Source organism: Candidatus Thiothrix phosphatis (assembly GCF_035668035.1).
GTDB lineage: Bacteria > Pseudomonadota > Gammaproteobacteria > Thiotrichales > Thiotrichaceae > Thiothrix > Thiothrix phosphatis.
Genome location: NZ_JAYMYJ010000090.1, coordinates 25,372 through 43,197 on the forward strand (window position 1 = coordinate 25,372; position 17,826 = coordinate 43,197).

At 58.4% G+C, this 17,826-nt stretch carries 12 protein-coding genes; 10 read left to right on the forward strand and 2 right to left on the reverse strand.

Annotated elements, in window-relative coordinates:
• Window positions 1-19 precede the first annotated feature (19 nt).
• From VSS37_RS09270 to VSS37_RS09290, 5 genes are read left to right on the forward strand one after another with little or no spacing between them, the layout of a single operon-like run.
• A complete protein-coding gene (locus tag VSS37_RS09270; RefSeq protein WP_324694580.1) occupies window positions 20-964 on the forward strand; it encodes a glycosyltransferase family 2 protein in 945 nt (314 codons plus the stop codon).
• Between the two features lie 7 nt (window positions 965-971).
• Window positions 972-1,802, forward strand: a complete 831-nt coding sequence (locus VSS37_RS09275) for an ABC transporter permease (protein WP_324694582.1) — start codon at window positions 972-974, stop codon at window positions 1,800-1,802.
• Window positions 1,792-3,075 (forward strand): ABC transporter ATP-binding protein, encoded by a 1,284-nt coding sequence (locus VSS37_RS09280; RefSeq protein WP_324694584.1) that lies wholly within the window; start codon window positions 1,792-1,794, stop codon window positions 3,073-3,075. Before VSS37_RS09275 ends, VSS37_RS09280 begins: the two co-directional genes overlap by 11 nt.
• Before the next feature lie 19 nt (window positions 3,076-3,094).
• Entirely contained in the window at window positions 3,095-7,264 is a 4,170-nt protein-coding gene (locus tag VSS37_RS09285) for a glycoside hydrolase family 99-like domain-containing protein (protein ID WP_324694586.1), read from the forward strand.
• A gap of 21 nt (window positions 7,265-7,285) precedes the next feature.
• Window positions 7,286-8,221, forward strand: coding sequence for an NAD-dependent epimerase/dehydratase family protein (locus tag VSS37_RS09290; RefSeq protein WP_324694587.1), 936 nt, complete (start codon window positions 7,286-7,288; stop codon window positions 8,219-8,221).
• Between the two features lie 12 nt (window positions 8,222-8,233).
• On the opposite strand, the gene VSS37_RS09295 is transcribed toward VSS37_RS09290, so the two are convergent.
• Both VSS37_RS09295 and VSS37_RS09300 read right to left on the reverse strand, forming a co-directional pair.
• The gene (locus tag VSS37_RS09295; protein ID WP_324694589.1) at window positions 8,234-9,373 is read right to left on the reverse strand and encodes a glycosyltransferase; all 1,140 of its coding nucleotides are present in this window, start codon (window positions 9,371-9,373) and stop codon (window positions 8,234-8,236) included.
• A gap of 52 nt (window positions 9,374-9,425) precedes the next feature.
• A complete protein-coding gene (locus VSS37_RS09300) occupies window positions 9,426-10,538 on the reverse strand; it encodes a glycosyltransferase family 4 protein (protein ID WP_324694590.1) in 1,113 nt (370 codons plus the stop codon).
• A gap of 185 nt (window positions 10,539-10,723) precedes the next feature.
• On the opposite strand from VSS37_RS09300, the gene VSS37_RS09305 reads away from it, so the two are divergent.
• Genes VSS37_RS09305 through recC form a run of 5 tightly spaced genes read left to right on the forward strand, consistent with a single transcriptional unit; the run spans window position 10,724 to window position 17,826 of the window.
• Window positions 10,724-11,968 (forward strand): O-antigen ligase family protein, encoded by a 1,245-nt coding sequence (locus VSS37_RS09305; protein WP_324694592.1) that lies wholly within the window; start codon window positions 10,724-10,726, stop codon window positions 11,966-11,968.
• The gene (locus VSS37_RS09310; RefSeq protein WP_324694594.1) at window positions 11,949-13,064 is read left to right on the forward strand and encodes a glycosyltransferase family 9 protein; all 1,116 of its coding nucleotides are present in this window, start codon (window positions 11,949-11,951) and stop codon (window positions 13,062-13,064) included. Before VSS37_RS09305 ends, VSS37_RS09310 begins: the two co-directional genes overlap by 20 nt.
• On the forward strand, window positions 13,051-13,815 hold the full coding sequence (locus VSS37_RS09315; protein ID WP_324694596.1) for a glycosyltransferase family 2 protein: 765 nt from the start codon (window positions 13,051-13,053) through the stop codon (window positions 13,813-13,815). Before VSS37_RS09310 ends, VSS37_RS09315 begins: the two co-directional genes overlap by 14 nt.
• Window positions 13,812-14,672 carry a glycosyltransferase family protein gene (locus tag VSS37_RS09320; protein WP_324694598.1) on the forward strand — a complete coding sequence of 287 codons (861 nt, stop codon included), beginning with the start codon at window positions 13,812-13,814 and terminating at the stop codon, window positions 14,670-14,672. Before VSS37_RS09315 ends, VSS37_RS09320 begins: the two co-directional genes overlap by 4 nt.
• A 1-nt stretch (window position 14,673) precedes the next feature.
• On the forward strand, window positions 14,674-17,826 hold the full coding sequence (gene recC / locus VSS37_RS09325) for an exodeoxyribonuclease V subunit gamma (RefSeq protein WP_324694599.1): 3,153 nt from the start codon (window positions 14,674-14,676) through the stop codon (window positions 17,824-17,826).

Genomic DNA, 17,826 nt, shown 5'->3' on the forward strand with positions numbered 1-17,826 from the left:
TTATAGAAAAGTCATCACTTTGAATCGAAGCGCCAGTCCAGGGGTCGCCATTCTGCTTTGCACTTATAACGGTCAGCCATATTTGCACGCCCAGCTCGATTCCATTGCCACCCAGTCCTCTCCTCACTGGTGCATTTGGGCGTCTGACGATGGTTCGCGAGATAATACCCTCACAATTCTGGCTGAGTATAGGTCAAAATGGCCTGCCGGGTGCCTATCTATTGTTCATGGGCCGGGGAACGGGTTCGTGGCAAATTTTCTGTCGCTTGCCTGTAATGCCGAAATTCAGGCCAACTACTATGCGTTTTGCGATCAGGACGACATTTGGGAAACGGACAAGCTGCAACGGGCGCTGGATTGGTTGCAGACGGTTCAGGATGGCGTTCCTGCGCTCTACTGTGCACGCACACGGCTGGTCGATGCTGAAAACCGTGAAATCGGCTTGTCCCCGCTGGCGGTCAGGCCGCTCTGTTTTGTCCATGCCCTGACGCAAAACCCTGCCAGCGGCAACACGATGGTGTTCAACCACGCCGCCTGCGCCTTGTTGAGGCAAGCGGGCGCAAATGTGGAGGTGGTGGCGCATGACTGGTGGTTGTATTTGCTGGTGACAGGTGCGGGTGGCGCGGTGTTTTATGACCCTGTCCCGAGCCTGCGTTACCGCCAGCATGGCGGCAATTTGGTGGGGATGAAGCGCAACTGGTTGGCGCGCTTGCTGCGCCTGCGCACGTTGCGGGAGGTGTGGCAGGGAAATTTCAGGCAGGGCAATGACCGTCATATACGCGCTTTACAGCAAGGGCATGTTACACTCACACCGCAAAACCGGTTGATGCTGGACAACTTTGTCCGTGCGCGAAGCCGCTGGCTGCTGCCCCGCTTGTGGGGGTTGTGGCAAGTGGGTGTTTACCGCGAACCGTTGTGGAGCCATGTGGGGCTGATAGCCGCCGCCATTTTCAAGAAGATTTAATATAAACATGAAGTTATATCAACCATTGCCAAACAGCCCCATGGCGATAGCGCATTCCTTGTGGCGGCACCGCCAGCTGGTCTGGCAGATGAGCAAACGCGAAGTCCTGGGCCGTTACCGGGGGTCGATGGTAGGGCTGGCGTGGTCATTTTTCAACCCAATTTTCATGTTGCTGGTTTACACCTTTGTGTTCAGCGTCGTGTTTGAGGCGCGCTGGGGGCAGGACGTGGCGGGCGGGCGGGGCAGTTTTGCAATCATCCTGTTTGCTGGCCTGGTGGTGCACAGCCTGTTTGCGGAATGTGTCAACCGTGCGCCCACGTTGGTGCTGAATAACGCCAGCTATGTGAAAAAAGTGGTGTTTCCCCTTGAAATCCTGCCATGGACAACCTTGATTTCCGCGTTTTTCCATGCAGCCATCAGCATCCTGGTGTTGCTGGTGGCGGAATTGGCGCTGATGGGCGGAATACCGTGGACAGTGCTGTTGTTGCCGGTGGTGCTGGCTCCCTTCGTCATCAGCATTATGGGTATCAGCTGGCTGTTGGCGTCATTGGGGGTGTATCTGCGGGATGTGGCGCAGATCACTGGCGTGATCACGACTGTGCTGCTGTTCATGAGCCCGGTGTTTTATCCCCTGTCCAGGTTGCCGGAGAAATTCCAGGCATGGCTGCTGCTGAATCCCCTGACGTTCATTATTGAGCAGACCCGGCAGGTGCTGGTGTTTGGCAACCTGCCGGACTGGGGCGGCTTGCTGGTTTACAGCGTGGCTGCTTGCCTGCTGGCGTGGCTTGGGTTTGCTTGGTTCCAGAAAAGCCGGGGAGGGTTTGCCGATGTCCTCTGATTTCGCCATCAAAGTGACAAATGTGGGCAAGAATTACCAGATTTACGACCGGCCACACCATCGCCTGCTGCAAATGTTGCCGGGTAACCGACGGCAGTGGTTCCGGGATTTCTGGGCGTTGCAAGACGTTTCCTTCAGCATTGGCAAAGGCGAAACGGTCGGCATTATCGGGCGCAACGGTTCCGGCAAATCCACGCTGTTGCAAATGATCTGCGGGACGCTGACGCCGACCACCGGCAGCATTGAAGTCAATGGCCGGGTCGCCGCCTTGCTGGAGCTGGGGGCAGGGTTCAACCCGGAATTTACTGGGCGGGAAAATGTGTATATGGCGGCCTCCCTGTACGGCCTGTCGAAGGAAGAGACCAACGCCAAGATGGCGGACATCATTGCGTTCGCTGACATCGCCGCTTTCATGGAGCAGCCGGTCAAGACCTATTCCAGCGGGATGTACGTGCGGCTGGCGTTCGCCGTGATTGCCCATGTGGATGCGGACATCCTGGTGGTGGATGAGGCGCTGGCGGTGGGCGACGCTTTTTTCACCCAGAAATGCATACGTTTCCTGCGCGACTTCATGCAGACGGGCACGGTGCTGTTTGTCAGCCATGACACAGCGGCGATTGTCAATTTGTGCAGCAAGGCCGTGCTGTTAAGCCAGGGGAAAATTGCCGAAACCGGCACGCCGAAAGAAGTGACCGAGCATTATCTTGCTACACTGTATGCAGCAGACCAGGATGTGACCGGCGTCAGCCGCAAACAGGATGGGCAGGAAGAGGCCAGCGAAGCATTGGCCGATGTGAAGCCGGATGCGGCAGGGTTCGGCACCGGCGATGCGAAAATCCTAGGGGTCCGGCTGCTGGGTCAGGATGGCGAGCCGTTAACGTATGTCATGGGTGGCGAGGACGTGATGCTGGATATCCGTTGCGCCGTGTACAGGGACATTGTCGGCCCCATCATCGGTTTCCAGTTCAAGGATCGGCTGGGGCAAGTGATTTTTTCCGACAACACCTTCCTTGCCTACCGGGATGATCCGCAGCAGGTGGCGGCGGGGACAGAACTGACCGCCCGGTTTGAATTCCAGTTGCCGTTCCTGCCGTCGGGTGACTACAGCATTTCGCCCGCCATTGCGGAAGGCACCCAGGAGGCGCATATCCAGCATCATTGGCTGCATGACGCCATGATTGTGCGGGTGCATGCCGCGTCCGCCTGCATGGGGCTGATTGGTGTGCCCATGAAGCGCGTCAGCTTGCGTCAGGCGACAGATAGAAAATCATAAATCGGGAGGAATTGAGCGGATGGATTTTACCGGTGAGCGTTTTATGCCGGACGTGCATGGCAATATTGAACTGGAGCACCTGCACCGTTATTTGCTGGCCAGTAAAGTGGCGGCGGGGAAAACCGTCCTGGATATCGCCAGCGGCGAAGGTTACGGCAGCGCCATGCTGGCGAAGGTTGCGCTTAACGTCACCGGGGTGGACATTTCTGAGGAAGCCGTCGCCCACGCACAAGCCAAATACCAGCGCGCCAACCTCACCTACCGGCAGGGGACATGCGCTGCAATCCCCTTGGCTGACGCCAGTGTTGACGTGGTGGTGAGTTTTGAAACCATCGAACACCATGACGAACATGACGCCATGATGTTGGAGATCAAGCGGGTGCTCCGGCCAAACGGGGTGCTGGTGATTTCCAACCCTGACAAGCTGGAGTTCACCGACAAGCCGGGCACGGTCAATCCGCATCACGTCAAGGAGCTGTACCGTGATGAATTTACCGCGCTGCTGAAAAAATACTTCAAACATTGCCGGGTGTATGGGCAACGGGTGGTCTACGGCTCGGCGATCCTGAGTGAGGAAGGGGTAGGCCCGGCGGCCAGCTATGAGCTTGCAGACCCTGATTTGCCCGCGATCCCTGGTGTGCCGTATGCAGTGTATTTGCTTGCGGTGGTGTCGGATGCTGACTTGCCCTTGCTGGATAGCGGTGTGCTGGAGCAACGCATCGAAGACACCGAGATAACCCGTTTCTGGCGTGGCCTGATGGCGGGGCGCGATGCGCAGATTGCGGAGCGTGAGGCGCAGGTCGCCACGCTGGCCGCCGAACGCGACAGCCTGCTGGCGGAGCGCAACATGATGTTGAACACCCTCAGTTGGCGCATCACCAAGCCGTTGCGGGACATGCGCCGGGGCAAGGCAGGCGGGCTTTACCGCTGGGCGCGGCAAACCGCATCCCTCGGGGCCAGGCAAGCGTGGAAAAAGCTGCCGCTGTCCGCCCGGCAGAAGGCGTGCCTGAAGCAGCAGTTGTTCACTGCCCTGCCGCCCGGCCTGGGGCGCTGGAGCCGGACGTACCGCAACTGGGCGGGTGAGGATGAATCCTGGGAGGAATGGCCGGAGCCACTGGCCAATCCTGGCGATATGCTGTCTGGCGCGACGTATGCGCCATTGCTGGATGCGCCGCCGCCAGTTGATTTGCCTGTCCGCCTGATTGCGTTTTACCTGCCCCAGTTCCACGCCATCCCGGAAAATAACGCCTGGTGGGGGGAGGGGTTTACGGAGTGGACGAATGTGCGGCCCGCGCAACCCCAGTTTGTGGGGCATTACCAGCCGCATGTCCCGGATGAACTGGGCTATTACGACCTGCTGGACTCCAGGACACAGCAGCGGCAGGTGGAGTTGGCGAAGCTTTACGGTATTGGCGGGTTCTGTTTTTACACCTACTGGTTTGGCGGCAAGCTGTTGCTGGAAAAGCCGGTGGAGCATTATTTGCAAGACCGCAGCCTGGACTTGCCCTTTTGCCTGTGCTGGGCGAATGAAAACTGGAGCCGCCGCTGGGATGGCCTGGAAAGCGAAATCCTGATCGCGCAGCAGCATTCCGCCGAAGATGACTTGGCCTTTATCCGCTATGTCGCCCAATACATGCGGGACGAACGTTATCTCCGGGTCAATGGCAAGCCGTTGCTGCTGGTGTACCGGCCCGGTTTGCTGCCGTCAGCGAAAGACACCGCCAAACGCTGGCGGGACTGGTGCCGGGATAATGGGGTTGGCGAGATTTACCTTGCCTATACCCAATCGTTCGAAGTGGTGAACCCAAAGCACTATGGTTTTGACGGGGCGATTGAGTTTCCACCCAATAATGTGCCGTTGCCAGATATTGCGGACACGGTCGAGCCGTTGAATGGGCGTTTCAATGGCAAAGTGTATGACTGGCGCACGTTTGTCAAACGTTCCCGCCATTATAAAAAGCCGGGTTATGCGTTGTTCAGGAGCGTTTGCCCATCCTGGGACAATACGGCGCGCCGGAAACAGAACGGCACGATTTATTTGTACAGCAACCCGGCGGCCTATCAGGAATGGCTGGAAAATGCGGTGGCTGACACCTGCGCCCGTTTCGGCAATCCGGGCGAACGGCTGGTCTTTGTCAATGCTTGGAACGAATGGGCGGAAGGGGCGCATTTGGAGCCAGACCAGCAATATGGCTATGCTTACCTGGAAGCCACCCGCCGTGCCCTGACCGGGGAAGGCAATCTGCATGCGGCGGGGAAAGTGCTGGTGGTTTCACACGACGCCCACCCGCATGGGGCGCAATTCCTGGCGTTGGGGATGGTCAGGGCGCTGAAACAGGACTTGCATCTGGAGGTGGAGGTCGTCCTGCTGGGCGGCGGGAAACTGGAAAAGGAGTTTGCCGCGCTCGCCAGGGTGCATCATGTGGCTGTGCAGGAACAGGGCAGCGGGGCGTTGGTGCCGGTGGCTGCCATGCTGGCCAAGCGCGGCTTTAGCAAGGCGATTGTGAACACGACGGTTTCCGGGTGCATGTTGCCGGTTTTCCAGCAGGCAGGCATTGAAAGCATTTGTCTGGTGCATGAATTGCCTGGGGTTATCCAGCAGTTCCAGCTTGAAGGTTGCGCGGCGCAGATTGCCGCCCATGCCAAAGCGGTCGTATTCCCCGCGCCAACCGTCGCGGAGGGCTTCGCCCGTTTTGCGGCGGTGGATGACGCCAAACGGATTATCCGCCCTCAGGGCTTGTACCGCAGGAACAAATGGCGGCTGGACAAAGCCACGGCCAGGGCTACGTTGCGCAAGCAGCTTGGGCTGGCGGCGGAGGGCAAGATTGTCCTGACGGTGGGTTACGCCGACCACCGCAAGGGTGTTGATTTGTTTGTGGAATGCGCGCTGCAACTGCTGGCCCAGCGCCAGGATGTCGATTTCATCTGGGTCGGGCACTGGGAGCAGGCGATGCAGGCGCAGGTTGAGTCCCGGCTGGCGGGAAATGCGTATGGGGGGCGGATTCATTTCGTCGGTTTCAACCCGGAAACTGCGCTGTTCCACGCCGCTTCGGATGTGTACGCCCTGACCTCGCGGGAAGACCCATTCCCCAACGTGGTGTTGGAGTCCTTTGACGCGGGTGTTCCGGTGGTGGCGTTCGCCGAAACGGGTGGTGCGTCCCAATTGGTGGCGAAAGTTGGGGGGCTGGTTGCGCCTGCGCTGGATACGGGCCAGTTTGCCGACGCCATCAACCAACTGCTGGAGAATGCGGAACTGTCCCGGCATATGGGCGAAGCGGCCCAGCGCCATGTCGATGAGCATTTTGCATTCCGCGCCTATTTGTTTGATTTGTGTGGGCTGTTGGACATCAAATTGCCGAGGGTTTCCGTGATTGTGCCGAATTACAATTACGCACGTTACCTTGAAGCGCGGCTGGAAAGCATCAGCAAGCAATCCCTGCCAGTGTTTGAATGGATTGTGCTGGATGACGCGTCGAGCGACCAGAGCATTGCGGTGATGTCGGCATGGCTGGCGGCAACACAGACGGAAGCCAGGGTTGTGCGGAATGAGGCCAATTCGGGAAATGTGTTTGAACAATGGCGCAAAGGGATTGAGCTGGCGACTGGGGATTATATCTGGATTGCGGAAGCGGACGACCTCAGCAACCCGGATTTTCTGGAAACGGTTTTGCCGCCGCTCATTTCCGGGGAAGCTGTGCTGAGTTACTGCGATTCCCAGCAAATTGGCGCGGATGGCGCGGTATTGGCCAAAAACTACCAGGATTATGTCAGTGTTGTTTCTGCCTCCAAATGGAAGCAGGCTTATATCGCGGATGGGACGGAGGAATGTGTTTCGGCGCTGGCCATCTTGAACACGGTTCCCAACGTCAGCGCTGTTGTGTTTGACGGCGCTGTGCTGAAGCAGGTTTTCCAGGAGCATTGCCAGGAAATCAGCACTTTCCGGAAGGCAGGGGATTGGGTTGCCTATGTGCATGTCTTGTCGCATGGCGGCATTGCCTATTCCCCACGCGCCGCCAACCGCCATCGGCGGCACGAAAACAGTGTGATTGCCGGGGAAGGGCGGCAGCGCTTATTGGCGGAAATTGGGCAAGTCCAGCAATGGGTCGCCAGCCGTCACGCCGTCGCCGCCAATGTCCAGGCGCAGGCCGCCCATTATCTTGAGAGCGTCAGGCAAGAGATTTTATTGTGATGGATGACAGGTTGCTGATTTATGGATAAGCGCTGCTTGGTTTTGGGGGGGAAGGGTTTTATTGGTTCACATTTGGTGAAGGCGCTGCTGGCGGCAGGCAATCCGGTGCGCGTATTTGACCAGGCTGAAGCGGAATCCCTGCTGGAGCCAGACGTGGCGGAGCGGATTGAAGTGGTTGAGGGGGATTTCACCGACACTAGGGCTGCGGCTGCGGCGTTGGCTGGGTGTGAAGTTTGTTTCCACCTGATTTCCACCACCTTGCCCAAATCTTCCAATGAGAATCCGGTTTATGATGTGCAGAGCAACCTGATCAGCACCATCCGCTTTTTGGAGCAGGCGCGTCACACATCGCTTAAAAAGATCGTTTTCTTATCTTCTGGCGGCACGGTTTACGGCGCGCCAAAATATTTGCCTATCGATGAACGTCACCCCACCGACCCACTGTGTTCCTATGGCGTCACTAAGTTGGCGATTGAGAAATACCTTGAGCTGTACCGTTCCCTCCATGGCCTTGAGTACAGCATTTTGCGTGTCTCCAACCCTTATGGCGAAGGGCAACGGCTGGTTGCTTCCCAAGGGGCGGTGGCGGTTTTCATGGGCCGGGTGTTGGCGAATGAGAAAATCACCCTATGGGGGGATGGCTCAATCGCCCGGGATTATCTGTATATTGGGGATTTGATGGGCGCGTTGCTGGCGGCCATGGACTATGCGGGTGATGAGCATGTTTTCAATATTGGTTCAGGCATCCCGACAACCTTGCTGGAGCTTGTCAATGCCATTGAGGTGGCCACGGGCAAACAGGCCGCAATGGAATTCATGCCAGCGCGTTCGCTGGATGTCCCCGTGAATGTGCTGGATATTGGCCGGGCGCGGCTTGAATTGGGCTGGAACCCTGCCATTGGGTTGCGTGAAGGGCTGACAAGGACGAAAGCCTGGATTGATAAGGCGCTGTGTTGACGGTGCGCCGTCTTATGCTTTGGGGGTTGGGCTTTTAAACTCGGTGAACGCAGCTTCGCACGCAACGGATTGCGGGTTCCTGCCCGCTTGCAGATAAAGCCGCCGGTATCCGTCCGCCATCTGCTGCACGTTGAATTCCCGCTCCAGCAACTCCCGGCTGGCCTGCCCCAGTTGGGCGCGCGCCGCCGGGTTGTCCGCCAGCAGTTGGATCAGCCTGACCGCTTCATCCGTATTCTGGAACAGGAAGCCGTTTTGCCCCGTGTGCACAATGTCCGAATGCCCTGTGCACTTGCTCAACACCAGGGGCAGGCGGTGGCACATGGCCTGCAAGGCGGAGAGTGGCAGGCCTTCCCACGCTGAAGTCGACAGGTAAATGTCGGTGGCTTGCAAGTGCGCTGTCACTTGGGCAGGGCTGACCCAGCCGCTGCATTCAATATTGGGCGCGGTCAATTGATGGCGCAATTCGCCGTCGCCCACCCACAGAAAGCGGATATGCGGCTGGTCGACAAACGCTGCTGCAATGGCGTTATACCACGACGGGTTTTTCTGGCTGGAAATGCGTCCAACCAAGGTTACCCTGATCGACTTCTCATCATGTTTGGGCGTTTTGATCTCGGATTCCGGCTGGCAGGTGACACCGTTGTTGATGTAGTCGGCCTTAATGCCATGGGAACGTAAACAGGCGGCTTCGGATGCGGAACAGGCGATGACTTTCCCGCCGCATTTGTCCGCCAGTTGCTCCAGCCAGGCAAACAGTGTTTGCTTGCGGCTGGCCACGTCCTGCCGCAGGAAAGCGACACCGTGCGGCGTGTAAATGACCCGTTTCGATTGCCCCAACAGCATGGCCCCCAACCGCCCCAGAAATCCGGCCTTGGAGGAATGCAGGTGAACGATGTCGCCATCCTGCTGGTGTAGCAGGCGCATCAGCCGGAACAAGGCGGTGGCGTCGCGCCAGGGGCTGATGTCCCGGCCCAGCTCTTGCCACGGCAACAGGACTACATTGCTGGGAAACAAGCTGGCGTAATTTTCAGGCGTATCCGGGCGTTTGCCATGAATGACAACATGCTCGTGTTCCGGCATGACGCGCGTGATTTGGGCGACAAAATGCAATACGCCAGCAGCGAACGATTCAGCAACGTGGATAACCTTCATAGGGGCATTGATCTTCTTTTTTAGGGCGGTTAATCAAAAGATTAGCTAACTCTTAAAGTTTTTGTTCCATTAATTTACTTATGTGCTTATTAATGTCATAACGAAAACGCATCACTGAAAAACGTTGTGCGAATTCGCTGATTATCTCCGGATCAAACTTATCTTGCCGTGCCTCAAAATCATTGACCGCTTGGTGGATGGCCGCCGCTGTCTGTTCCTCAAAATGGATGCCGGTTTTGCCATGCACAACGGTTTCCGCAGTTCCCCCTTGGTTCAGGCAGATGACAGGTGTGCCGCAAGCCTGCGCCTCCACCGGGATGATGCCGAAATCTTCCAGCGCCGCAAACACCAGCGCTTTGGCCTTTTGCATCAGGCGGGCGACGCTGGCGTCATCCTGGAAACCAAGGAATTCAATATTGCCTGTCGCCATGCTACGCAATTTTTCCATCTCCGGCCCATTGCCCACCACGACCAGCTTGCGCTTCGTATGGGCGAACGCCTGGACAATCAGATCCATGCGCTTATACGGCACTAGGCGGGAGAAGGCTAAATAATAGTCGTCCCTGCCTGTCGATAAACTGAATCGATCTGTATCAACAGGTGGATAAATGACATGGGCCTCCCGCCGGTAAATTTTCTGGATGCGTTTGCGGATGTAATGGGAATTGGCGATGAAATGGTCGACACGGTTGCTGCTGACCACATCCCAGATGCGCAGCCTGTGCAGGGTATGGCGGCTGATCCAGGATTTGACGCTGACGTTCTGTAGGTTGCCGCCGCGCAGGTAGTCGTGGTACATGTCCCAGGCGTAGCGCACCGGCGTATGGCAGTAACAGACATGCAGTTGCCCGTGGTGGGTCAGGACGCCTTTGGCGGCCAGATGGGAGGAAGACAGCACCAGGTCATATTTGTCCAAGTTGAACTGCTCGATGGCGATGGGGAACAGCGGCAGGTACTGGCGAAAATGCTTGCGGGCGAACGGCAGATGCTGGATGAACGATGTCCGGGTTTGTTTGCCGCCGAGCAGGCTGGCGCGGGAGGCGTCATCCAGCCAGTCAACCAAGGTGTAAATGTCTGCGTCGGGATAAAGGTGGTTGAACTCCCCCACACACTTTTCCGAACCCGCCACTTCATTGAACCACTCATGCACCAGTGCGACTTGCATTTAAAAACCTTGGCAGCGGGGAAAGGTGTCTGTAACAATAGGCGGGTACAACGTACAAGCAGGATGCAAGTGGAATTCCTCAGTTGGCAGCCAATCGGACGGGTTGTGGGAAAGCCGGAATTCTAGCATATATTTGACAAATACAACTGCTGTACCGCCAGAGGATAGAGGGAAGGGAAAACTTCATGAGAAACACAACCCTTATAGGCAGCGAAGGAAAGTTGCCGGAAATTGGCGTCATTAATTCCTGGCTGCTGGTTTTGCTCGCTTTTACCTTCATGTGCAGTGTCGCCGTCGGTAATTTGTTGCTGTTGCTAATTCTGTTGCTATGGCTATTTGAGGGGAAATTTGCCGAAAAATTCCAGCGGATAAAACACAACCCTTTCGTATGGGCGGTGGCCGCCTTTGTCTTGTTGCATTTCGTTGGCCTGTTGTGGACGAGCGACTGGGGGTTTGCGGCCTTCGTCATGAAAAAGGAAACCCGCTACCTGATGATCCCAATCCTGATAACCGTGTTGCGGCCAGAGCATATCAAGTATTACCCGTTGGCTTTCATGCTGTCGATGGTGGTGCTGGTGGCGATTTCGTATGGGATTTATCTGGACATCATCCCCCCTTACGCCATTCTGGGGCTGGAGCAGGTGGAAGACCCGACGCCTTTCGTGGGGCATATCGTGTATAACCCGGTGCTGGCGTTTACGCTGTATTTGATCCTGTACGCGGTGTTCTTGCTGGATACTTTGTCGTGGCGGGTCAAGGCGCTGTTGTTGGCGCTGTTTGTCATCATGAGCGTCAATATGTTCCTGACCCAGGGGCGGATGGGGCAATTGGTGTTCCTGGTGTTGCTGACGCTGTTCGTGTTCCAGTTCTACCACGGCAAGGTGCTCAAGCCTGCGCTGGTTGCATTGCTGCTGGTGGCGACCATTGCGCCCGCTGCCTACCTGTCCAGCCCGGTGGTGCAGGAACGGGTGAATGTTGCCATCCATGAAGTTGAAAATTACCGGGAGGAACCCAATTCCAGCGTCGGCCTGCGCGTGATCATGCTGCTGAACTCCTTTGAGCTGATTGAGGAAAACCCGCTGCTGGGCGTCGGCACTGGGGATTATCACCGCGAATATGTGCGGGTCAACCGGGAAAACTTCCCCGAGGCCACGCGCGGGGAAATCCTGGCGCACCCGCACAATGTCTATGTGCAGGAAATGGTGCAGTTCGGCGTGTTGGGGTTGTTGGCGCTGTGTTACCTGTTCTATGCGATGGTGAGGATGTACAAGCAATCCGCCAGCCCGTTCAAGCCGGTGATGCTGGCGTTCCCGGTGTTTTATTTTGTGATCTTTTTCTCCGACGGCTACATCATGGATCATTACCTGACCCTGCTGTTCCTGCTGCTGGGTTCGATTTTGTATTCGGGCCATGAATCTGCAAACCGTTGACAGCATCCTGATCATTATCCGCCGCTCCAACGGCGATGTTTTGCTGGCGTCCCCCCTGATCCAGCGCTTGCAGGAAACCTATGCAGGGGCGGCAATCGATTTGCTGGTCAATGACGACACGCTGGCAATCGCTAAGGCATTGCCGCATGTGCGCAACATCCATGCCTATTCCTATCAGTGGAAGCAATTGCCCCGGCTGCGGCGTTTGCGGACTGAGGCCGCTTTTGTCGGCGCGCTTTGGCGGCGTTATGATCTGGCGATTTCCCTGTCCACCACCGACAGCAGCGTGCTGTACGCCTTGCTGTTTGGCCGCCATTCCATCAGCGCCATCGATGATGAGCCGCGTAAAAGCTGGTGGAAAAAACGCCTTCTGGATGGTTATTACCGGTTGGATGGCGGGCGGCATACCCTGCTGAACAATCTGGAGGCGTTGCGCTTGCTGGGCATTGCGCCCGGTAGGATTGAACCCGCGATCCGCCACACGCCCGCCGCTGACAAGCGCGTGCAGGACAAATTGCAGGCGCGTGGGATTGGGCGGTTCATTATTTTTCACCCGTCTGCGCAGTACCGCTACAAGGTTTACCCCGAACACTTGCGGCATGAACTGCTGAAGGCGCTGGCCGGATTGGGCATCCCGCTCGTGGTGACCGGGGCAAGGACGCCGCTGGATTTGCAGATCAAAGCCTCCCTGCCGGTGCTGGCAAATGTCCATGACCTGATCGGCGAAACCAGCCTGGATGAATACATCGCCCTCAGCAGCCAGGCGCTGGCCTATGTCGGCGGCGATACCCTCAACATGCATATCGCCGCCGCCCAAGGCAAACGGGTGTTCGCCATTTTCGGCCCGACCTTGCTGAAGCTCTGGTCGCCGTGGAGCAATGCCCTGCAACAGGCCGCCAGCGTCAGCCAGCCTGTGCAAACCTATGGGAACGTCACCCTGTTCCAGGCGGACATGCCCTGCACGCCCTGCGGGCAGGCCGGTTGTGATAACCGGCATGGCGACAGCGAGTGCCTTTACCGGATTGATCCGGCTATCATCAGCGCCGAAGTCAGGGGCTGGCTACAACAACAAGGATTGATCGATGATGAAAATTAGCGGGCTGGTGATCACCTATAATGAGGCTGCCAATATCCGCGCCTGCCTGGAGTCGCTGTTTGAAGTCTGTGATGACGTGGTGGTGGTTGATTCCCTTAGCACCGACGGCACCGCCGAAATCGCTAGGGAAATGGGTGCCAATGTGGTTGAGCAGCCTTTCCTGGGCTATGGGCCGCAGAAAAACGCCGGTTTGCCCAAGTGCCGCCATGACTGGGTGTTGAGCCTGGACGCCGATGAACGCCTGGATGCGGACGCCATCGCCGCCATCCGCCAGTTGGATGGGGAAAACGGCACTTACGACGCCTACGAATTCCGCCGCAAGAACCTGTTCCATGGCAAATGGGTTCGCTGCACCTCCTGGTATCCCGATCATGTGCGGCGGCTGTTCAACCGCAGCAAAGCCCGTTTTTCAGACCTGCAATGCCATGAAAAGGTGGAAACCGCCAACAGCAAACAACTGGATTCCCACATCGTCCATTATTCCTACCGCGATTATCAGCACATGCTGCACAAGCTGAACCAGTATTCCAGCCAGTATGCGGACGACAATGCCGCGCAGGAAAAAAGGGTCAGCGCGCTGTCGCCCCTGGCGCACGGCCTGTTTGCGTTCCTCAAGAACTATCTCATCAAGCGCGGCTTCCTGTGCGGGTTTGACGGCTTCACCATTTCGCTGCTGAACGCGCTCGGCTCCTATTTCAAATACGCCAAGCTGCTGGAAAAACAGCGTTACGGCGCAGGCGGCGCGCCATGAAAGTCAGCGCCTGCACCTTCATCCGCAATGGCCAACTGCTGGGCTATCCGTTTGTGGAGTCGATCCGTTCCGTCCTGCCAATTGTCGATGAATTCGTCATTGCGGTGGGGCAGGGGGACGATGACACCCTCGCCATCCTCCAGGACTTGAAGGAGCCGAAACTGCGCCTGATCGAAACCGTCTGGAACGACCATATGCGGGTCAAGGGCTACGTCTACGGCCAGCAGAAAATGATCGCCCAGTTCGCCTGCACGGGCGAATGGATTTTCTATTTGGAGGGCGATGAGGTCGTGCATGAAAAGGATTTGCCGCTGATCCAGGCCAGCATGCAGCTGCATCTGGATGACCCGGCGGTGGAGGCGCTGGTGTTCGATTACCTGCATTTTTACGGCAACGCCAACACCTATCTGTGGTCGCCCGGCTGGTACCGGCGCGCGCCGCGCATCATCAAGGCATCGGTGCGCAGCTATGCGCCAGATGGGCTGTTCTGGCTGGTGCTGGACTCCAACAAACGCGGACGCTATCCGCAGGCGGCGCATACCGGCGCGACCCTGTACCACTATGGCTGGGTCAGGAGCGAGGCGCAGATGAACCTGAAAGCCAGCCGGGTGGAAAAATACTGGAACAAGCAGAACGCCGCGATTGACTACCGTGAGATGGATGGGCGCATCCTGCGTGAATTTTCCGGGACGCACCCGGCGGTGGTGCAAGACTGGCTACCGAAGGAACCCGGCCTGTTCCAGGTCAACCCGGATTACCAGCCGAGCCGCAAGCAGCGGCGCCATTGGAGGATGCTGCAACTGGAGCGCTGGTTCGGGCTGGATCTGGGCAAGAAACACTACAAGCTGGTGCGCTGACATGTTGCGCCTGCACCATTCCAACCAGTTGGAGCGGCTCGCGGAGCAATTCGCCCGTTTGCAGGCCGCAGAACCTTTGCCGCCGCTGGAAACGGAACGGGTGGTGGTGCAGAACATCGGCATGGGGCGTTGGCTTTCCCTGCAAACGGCGCAGCACATCGGCGTCGCCGCCAATATCCGCTACCTGTTCCCGGCTGAAATGACCTGGGAGTTGCTGCGCCTGGTGCTGCGCGACGTGCCGCTGCAAGACCCGTGCGCGGCGCACATCCTGCGCTGGCGGTTGCTCGACATCTTTTTGCAGGAACCGGGGCAGTGGCCGGAACTGGAGCGCTACCTCGGCGCAGGCGAGTCCGCCGCTTGGCAACTGGCCGGACAAATCGCCAAGGCGTTTGACCAGTACCTGTTTTTCCGCCCGGAATGGATCCGTGGATGGGAAAACGGCAATGGCGCAGGCGATGACTGGCAGGCGCGGCTGTGGCGGCGGATGGCGGGCGAACGGCAACTGCCGCATTGGGTGCGCTTGCAGGAACGTTTCGCCCACGCCATCGGCATGACCGATGTCTCGGTATTGCCCCGGCGCATCAGTTTTTTCTCCGTGCCGGTGCTGTCGCCCGGTTATGTGCAACTGTTGGGGGAAATCGGCCAATACATCGACATCGACTTCTATTTGCTGAACCCCTGCGAGGAGTACTGGGGCGACATCGAGTCCGAAAAGCGCAAGCACAAACAGCAGGCCGAGGTGCAGGATTATTTCAGCGTCGGCAACCCGCTGCTTGCGTCCTGGGGGCGGCAGGGGCGGGATTTCATCGACTTGTTGGTCGAAGCGGAAGCGGATATGGATGGCCCGCCCCTGTTTGCGGAGCCGGATGGTTCCACCCTGCTGGGGCGCATCCAGGCCGACATCCTGCATTTGCAGATGCCTGAAATTCTCCCTCTCCCCTTGGCGGGGGCAAGGGCGGGGAAGGGGGGGATTCCCTCCCTCGCTTTCCACGCCTGCCATTCGCCGATGCGCGAGGCGGAGGTCCTGTACGACCAGTTGCTGGCGCTGTTCGAGGCCAACCCGGATCTGACGCCTGCGGATGTGGCGGTGATGACGCCCGACATCGACACCTATGCGCCGTACCTGGATGCGGTGTTTTCCAGCGCCGAACATCCCCTGCCATTCAGTATCGCCGACCGCAGCCCCGGTTATGCGCAGGGCATCATCAACCTGTGCGAATGCCTGTTGGAACTGCCGCAAGGCCGCTGTGACGCCGAAAGCGTGCTGGCTTTGCTGGAATTTGAGGAAGTGCGCGCCCATATCGGGCTGGATGAAGCCCAGGTGAGGCAATGCCGCGCCTGGATACGCGCCGTCAATATCCGTTGGGGGGTCGACGCCGCCGCGAGGCCGGAACTGGGGGGCGCGGACACTGCCGAACACACTTGGCGCTACGGGCTAGACCGGCTGCTGTTGGGTTACGCCATGCCGGGCGATGAGCTGTTCGGCGGTGTGCTGCCCTGGAATGACATCGAAGGCAGTCAGGCCGAAATGCTGGGCCGCCTGCAACAGGTGCTGGAAGCCGTCTTCGAGCTGGCGGGCTGGCGCTGGCGACAGCAGGCGGTGACGGAATGGAACCGCCGCATCCGCCGCCTGCTGGAAACCGTGGTGGGCGAAGATGCGCCCCTGCAAACGCTGTGGCAGGCGCTGGAGACGCTGGAGCGGACGCTGGCGCAAGCCGGTTTCGACCAGCCGCTCGCTTGGCCGGTGTACCAAAGCGCCTTGTTGGAGCAACTGGACAAACGCAGCGAGTCGGAAGGCTTCCTGGGCCGTGGCGTCACTTGTTGCGCCCTGATGCCGATGCGTACTGTGCCATTCCGTTTTGTCGCCCTGCTCGGCATGAATGACGGCGTGTTCCCGCGCCGTGATACCCGCGCCAGTTTCGACCGGATGGGGCAGCAGCTCCGCCGGGGCGACCGCCTCAAGCGCGATGAAGACCGTTACTTGTTCCTGGAAAGCCTGCTGTCGGCGCGTGATTGGCTATACGTCAGCTATATCGGCCAAAGCCCGCGTGACAATAACGAATTGCCGCCTTCCGTGCTGGTCAGCGAACTGCTGGATTATGTGGAGCGCTGTGTGCCGGGCAGCCGGGAAAGCCTGCTGACGCGGCATCCGTTACAGGCGTTCAGTCGGCAATACCTGCGTGGTGAGCGGGGTTTGTTCACCTACAGCGCATACGGGCAAGGGCAAACGGCGGAGGATGCCGCCAAGGCGGTCTGTCTGCCGTTCTGGCAGGGGGAAACCTTGCCGGAGCCAGACCCGGCTTACCGCCAGGTCAATTTGGCGGAACTGATCCGCTTTTACCAGCATCCGGGGCGGGCTTTCCTGAAGGAGCGCTTTGGCCTGCGTCTGGCGGAAGCGGGCGAGGAACTGCCGGTGCGTGAACCCTTCACCCTGGAGCAGTACAGCGACCGTGACGTGCGCGCCTGCATTTTCCGGCAGTTGCAGCGGGGGCTGCCTGCCGTCAGCGCATTGCCGCTGTTGCGGGCGCAGGGCCTGTTGCCGCATGGCAAGCCCGGCGATCTGGCGTTCCAACAGGAAGTGGGCGTCACCGAGGCGTTTTTCCAGGCGATCCAGCCAGTGCCGGAATTGCGGCGCGAACACTTCAGCTTGGCGTTGGACGGGTTCCACCTCAGCGGCGTCATTGGCAACCTGGATGCAAGTAGCGGGCGCAGGATCGATGAGCTGGGGAATTTGAGCTATTGGAACTGGCTGGACATCTGGCTGCATCATCTGGCGCTCAATGCGCTGGAGGCGACAGCTTTCCCCCGCCACACCTGGGTGCATTCACCAGACCGGCATTACCAATTGCAGCCGGTGGCGGACGCCCGCGAACAGCTGCAACAGCTGCTGGACTGGTATTGGCAGGGCTTGCGGGAGCCGCTGCCATTTTTCCCCAAATCCGGCTTCAACCTGATGGAGCAGGGCGAGCCGGACATCAGCCGGGTGATGAGCACCTGGGAAGGCAGCGGCAATTTCAGCGGTGAAAGCGAAAAGCCTGAATACCGTTTGCTTTACCGGGGCGTCAACCCGCTGGAAGGGCAGCCGGACGCCTTTCTGGAAATCGCCGGGTATGTCTTTGGGAGCCTGTTCGCCGCCAGAAGCACGTTGGATTGA

Bases quoted from the DNA above. Each gene is read 5' to 3' on its own strand.
- VSS37_RS09285 (WP_324694586.1), top strand. From the start codon at position 3,095: ATGGATTTTACCGGTGAGCGTTTTATGCCGGACGTGCATGGCAATATT.
- VSS37_RS09315 (WP_324694596.1), top strand. From the start codon at position 13,051: ATGATGAAAATTAGCGGGCTGGTGATCACCTATAATGAGGCTGCCAAT.
- recC (WP_324694599.1), top strand. From the start codon at position 14,674: ATGTTGCGCCTGCACCATTCCAACCAGTTGGAGCGGCTCGCGGAGCAA.
- VSS37_RS09320 (WP_324694598.1), top strand. From the start codon at position 13,812: ATGAAAGTCAGCGCCTGCACCTTCATCCGCAATGGCCAACTGCTGGGC.
- VSS37_RS09280 (WP_324694584.1), top strand. From the start codon at position 1,792: ATGTCCTCTGATTTCGCCATCAAAGTGACAAATGTGGGCAAGAATTAC.
- VSS37_RS09290 (WP_324694587.1), top strand. From the start codon at position 7,286: ATGGATAAGCGCTGCTTGGTTTTGGGGGGGAAGGGTTTTATTGGTTCA.
- VSS37_RS09275 (WP_324694582.1), top strand. From the start codon at position 972: ATGAAGTTATATCAACCATTGCCAAACAGCCCCATGGCGATAGCGCAT.
- VSS37_RS09305 (WP_324694592.1), top strand. From the start codon at position 10,724: ATGAGAAACACAACCCTTATAGGCAGCGAAGGAAAGTTGCCGGAAATT.
- VSS37_RS09300 (WP_324694590.1), bottom strand. From the start codon at position 10,538: ATGCAAGTCGCACTGGTGCATGAGTGGTTCAATGAAGTGGCGGGTTCG.
- VSS37_RS09295 (WP_324694589.1), bottom strand. From the start codon at position 9,373: ATGAAGGTTATCCACGTTGCTGAATCGTTCGCTGCTGGCGTATTGCAT.
- VSS37_RS09310 (WP_324694594.1), top strand. From the start codon at position 11,949: ATGAATCTGCAAACCGTTGACAGCATCCTGATCATTATCCGCCGCTCC.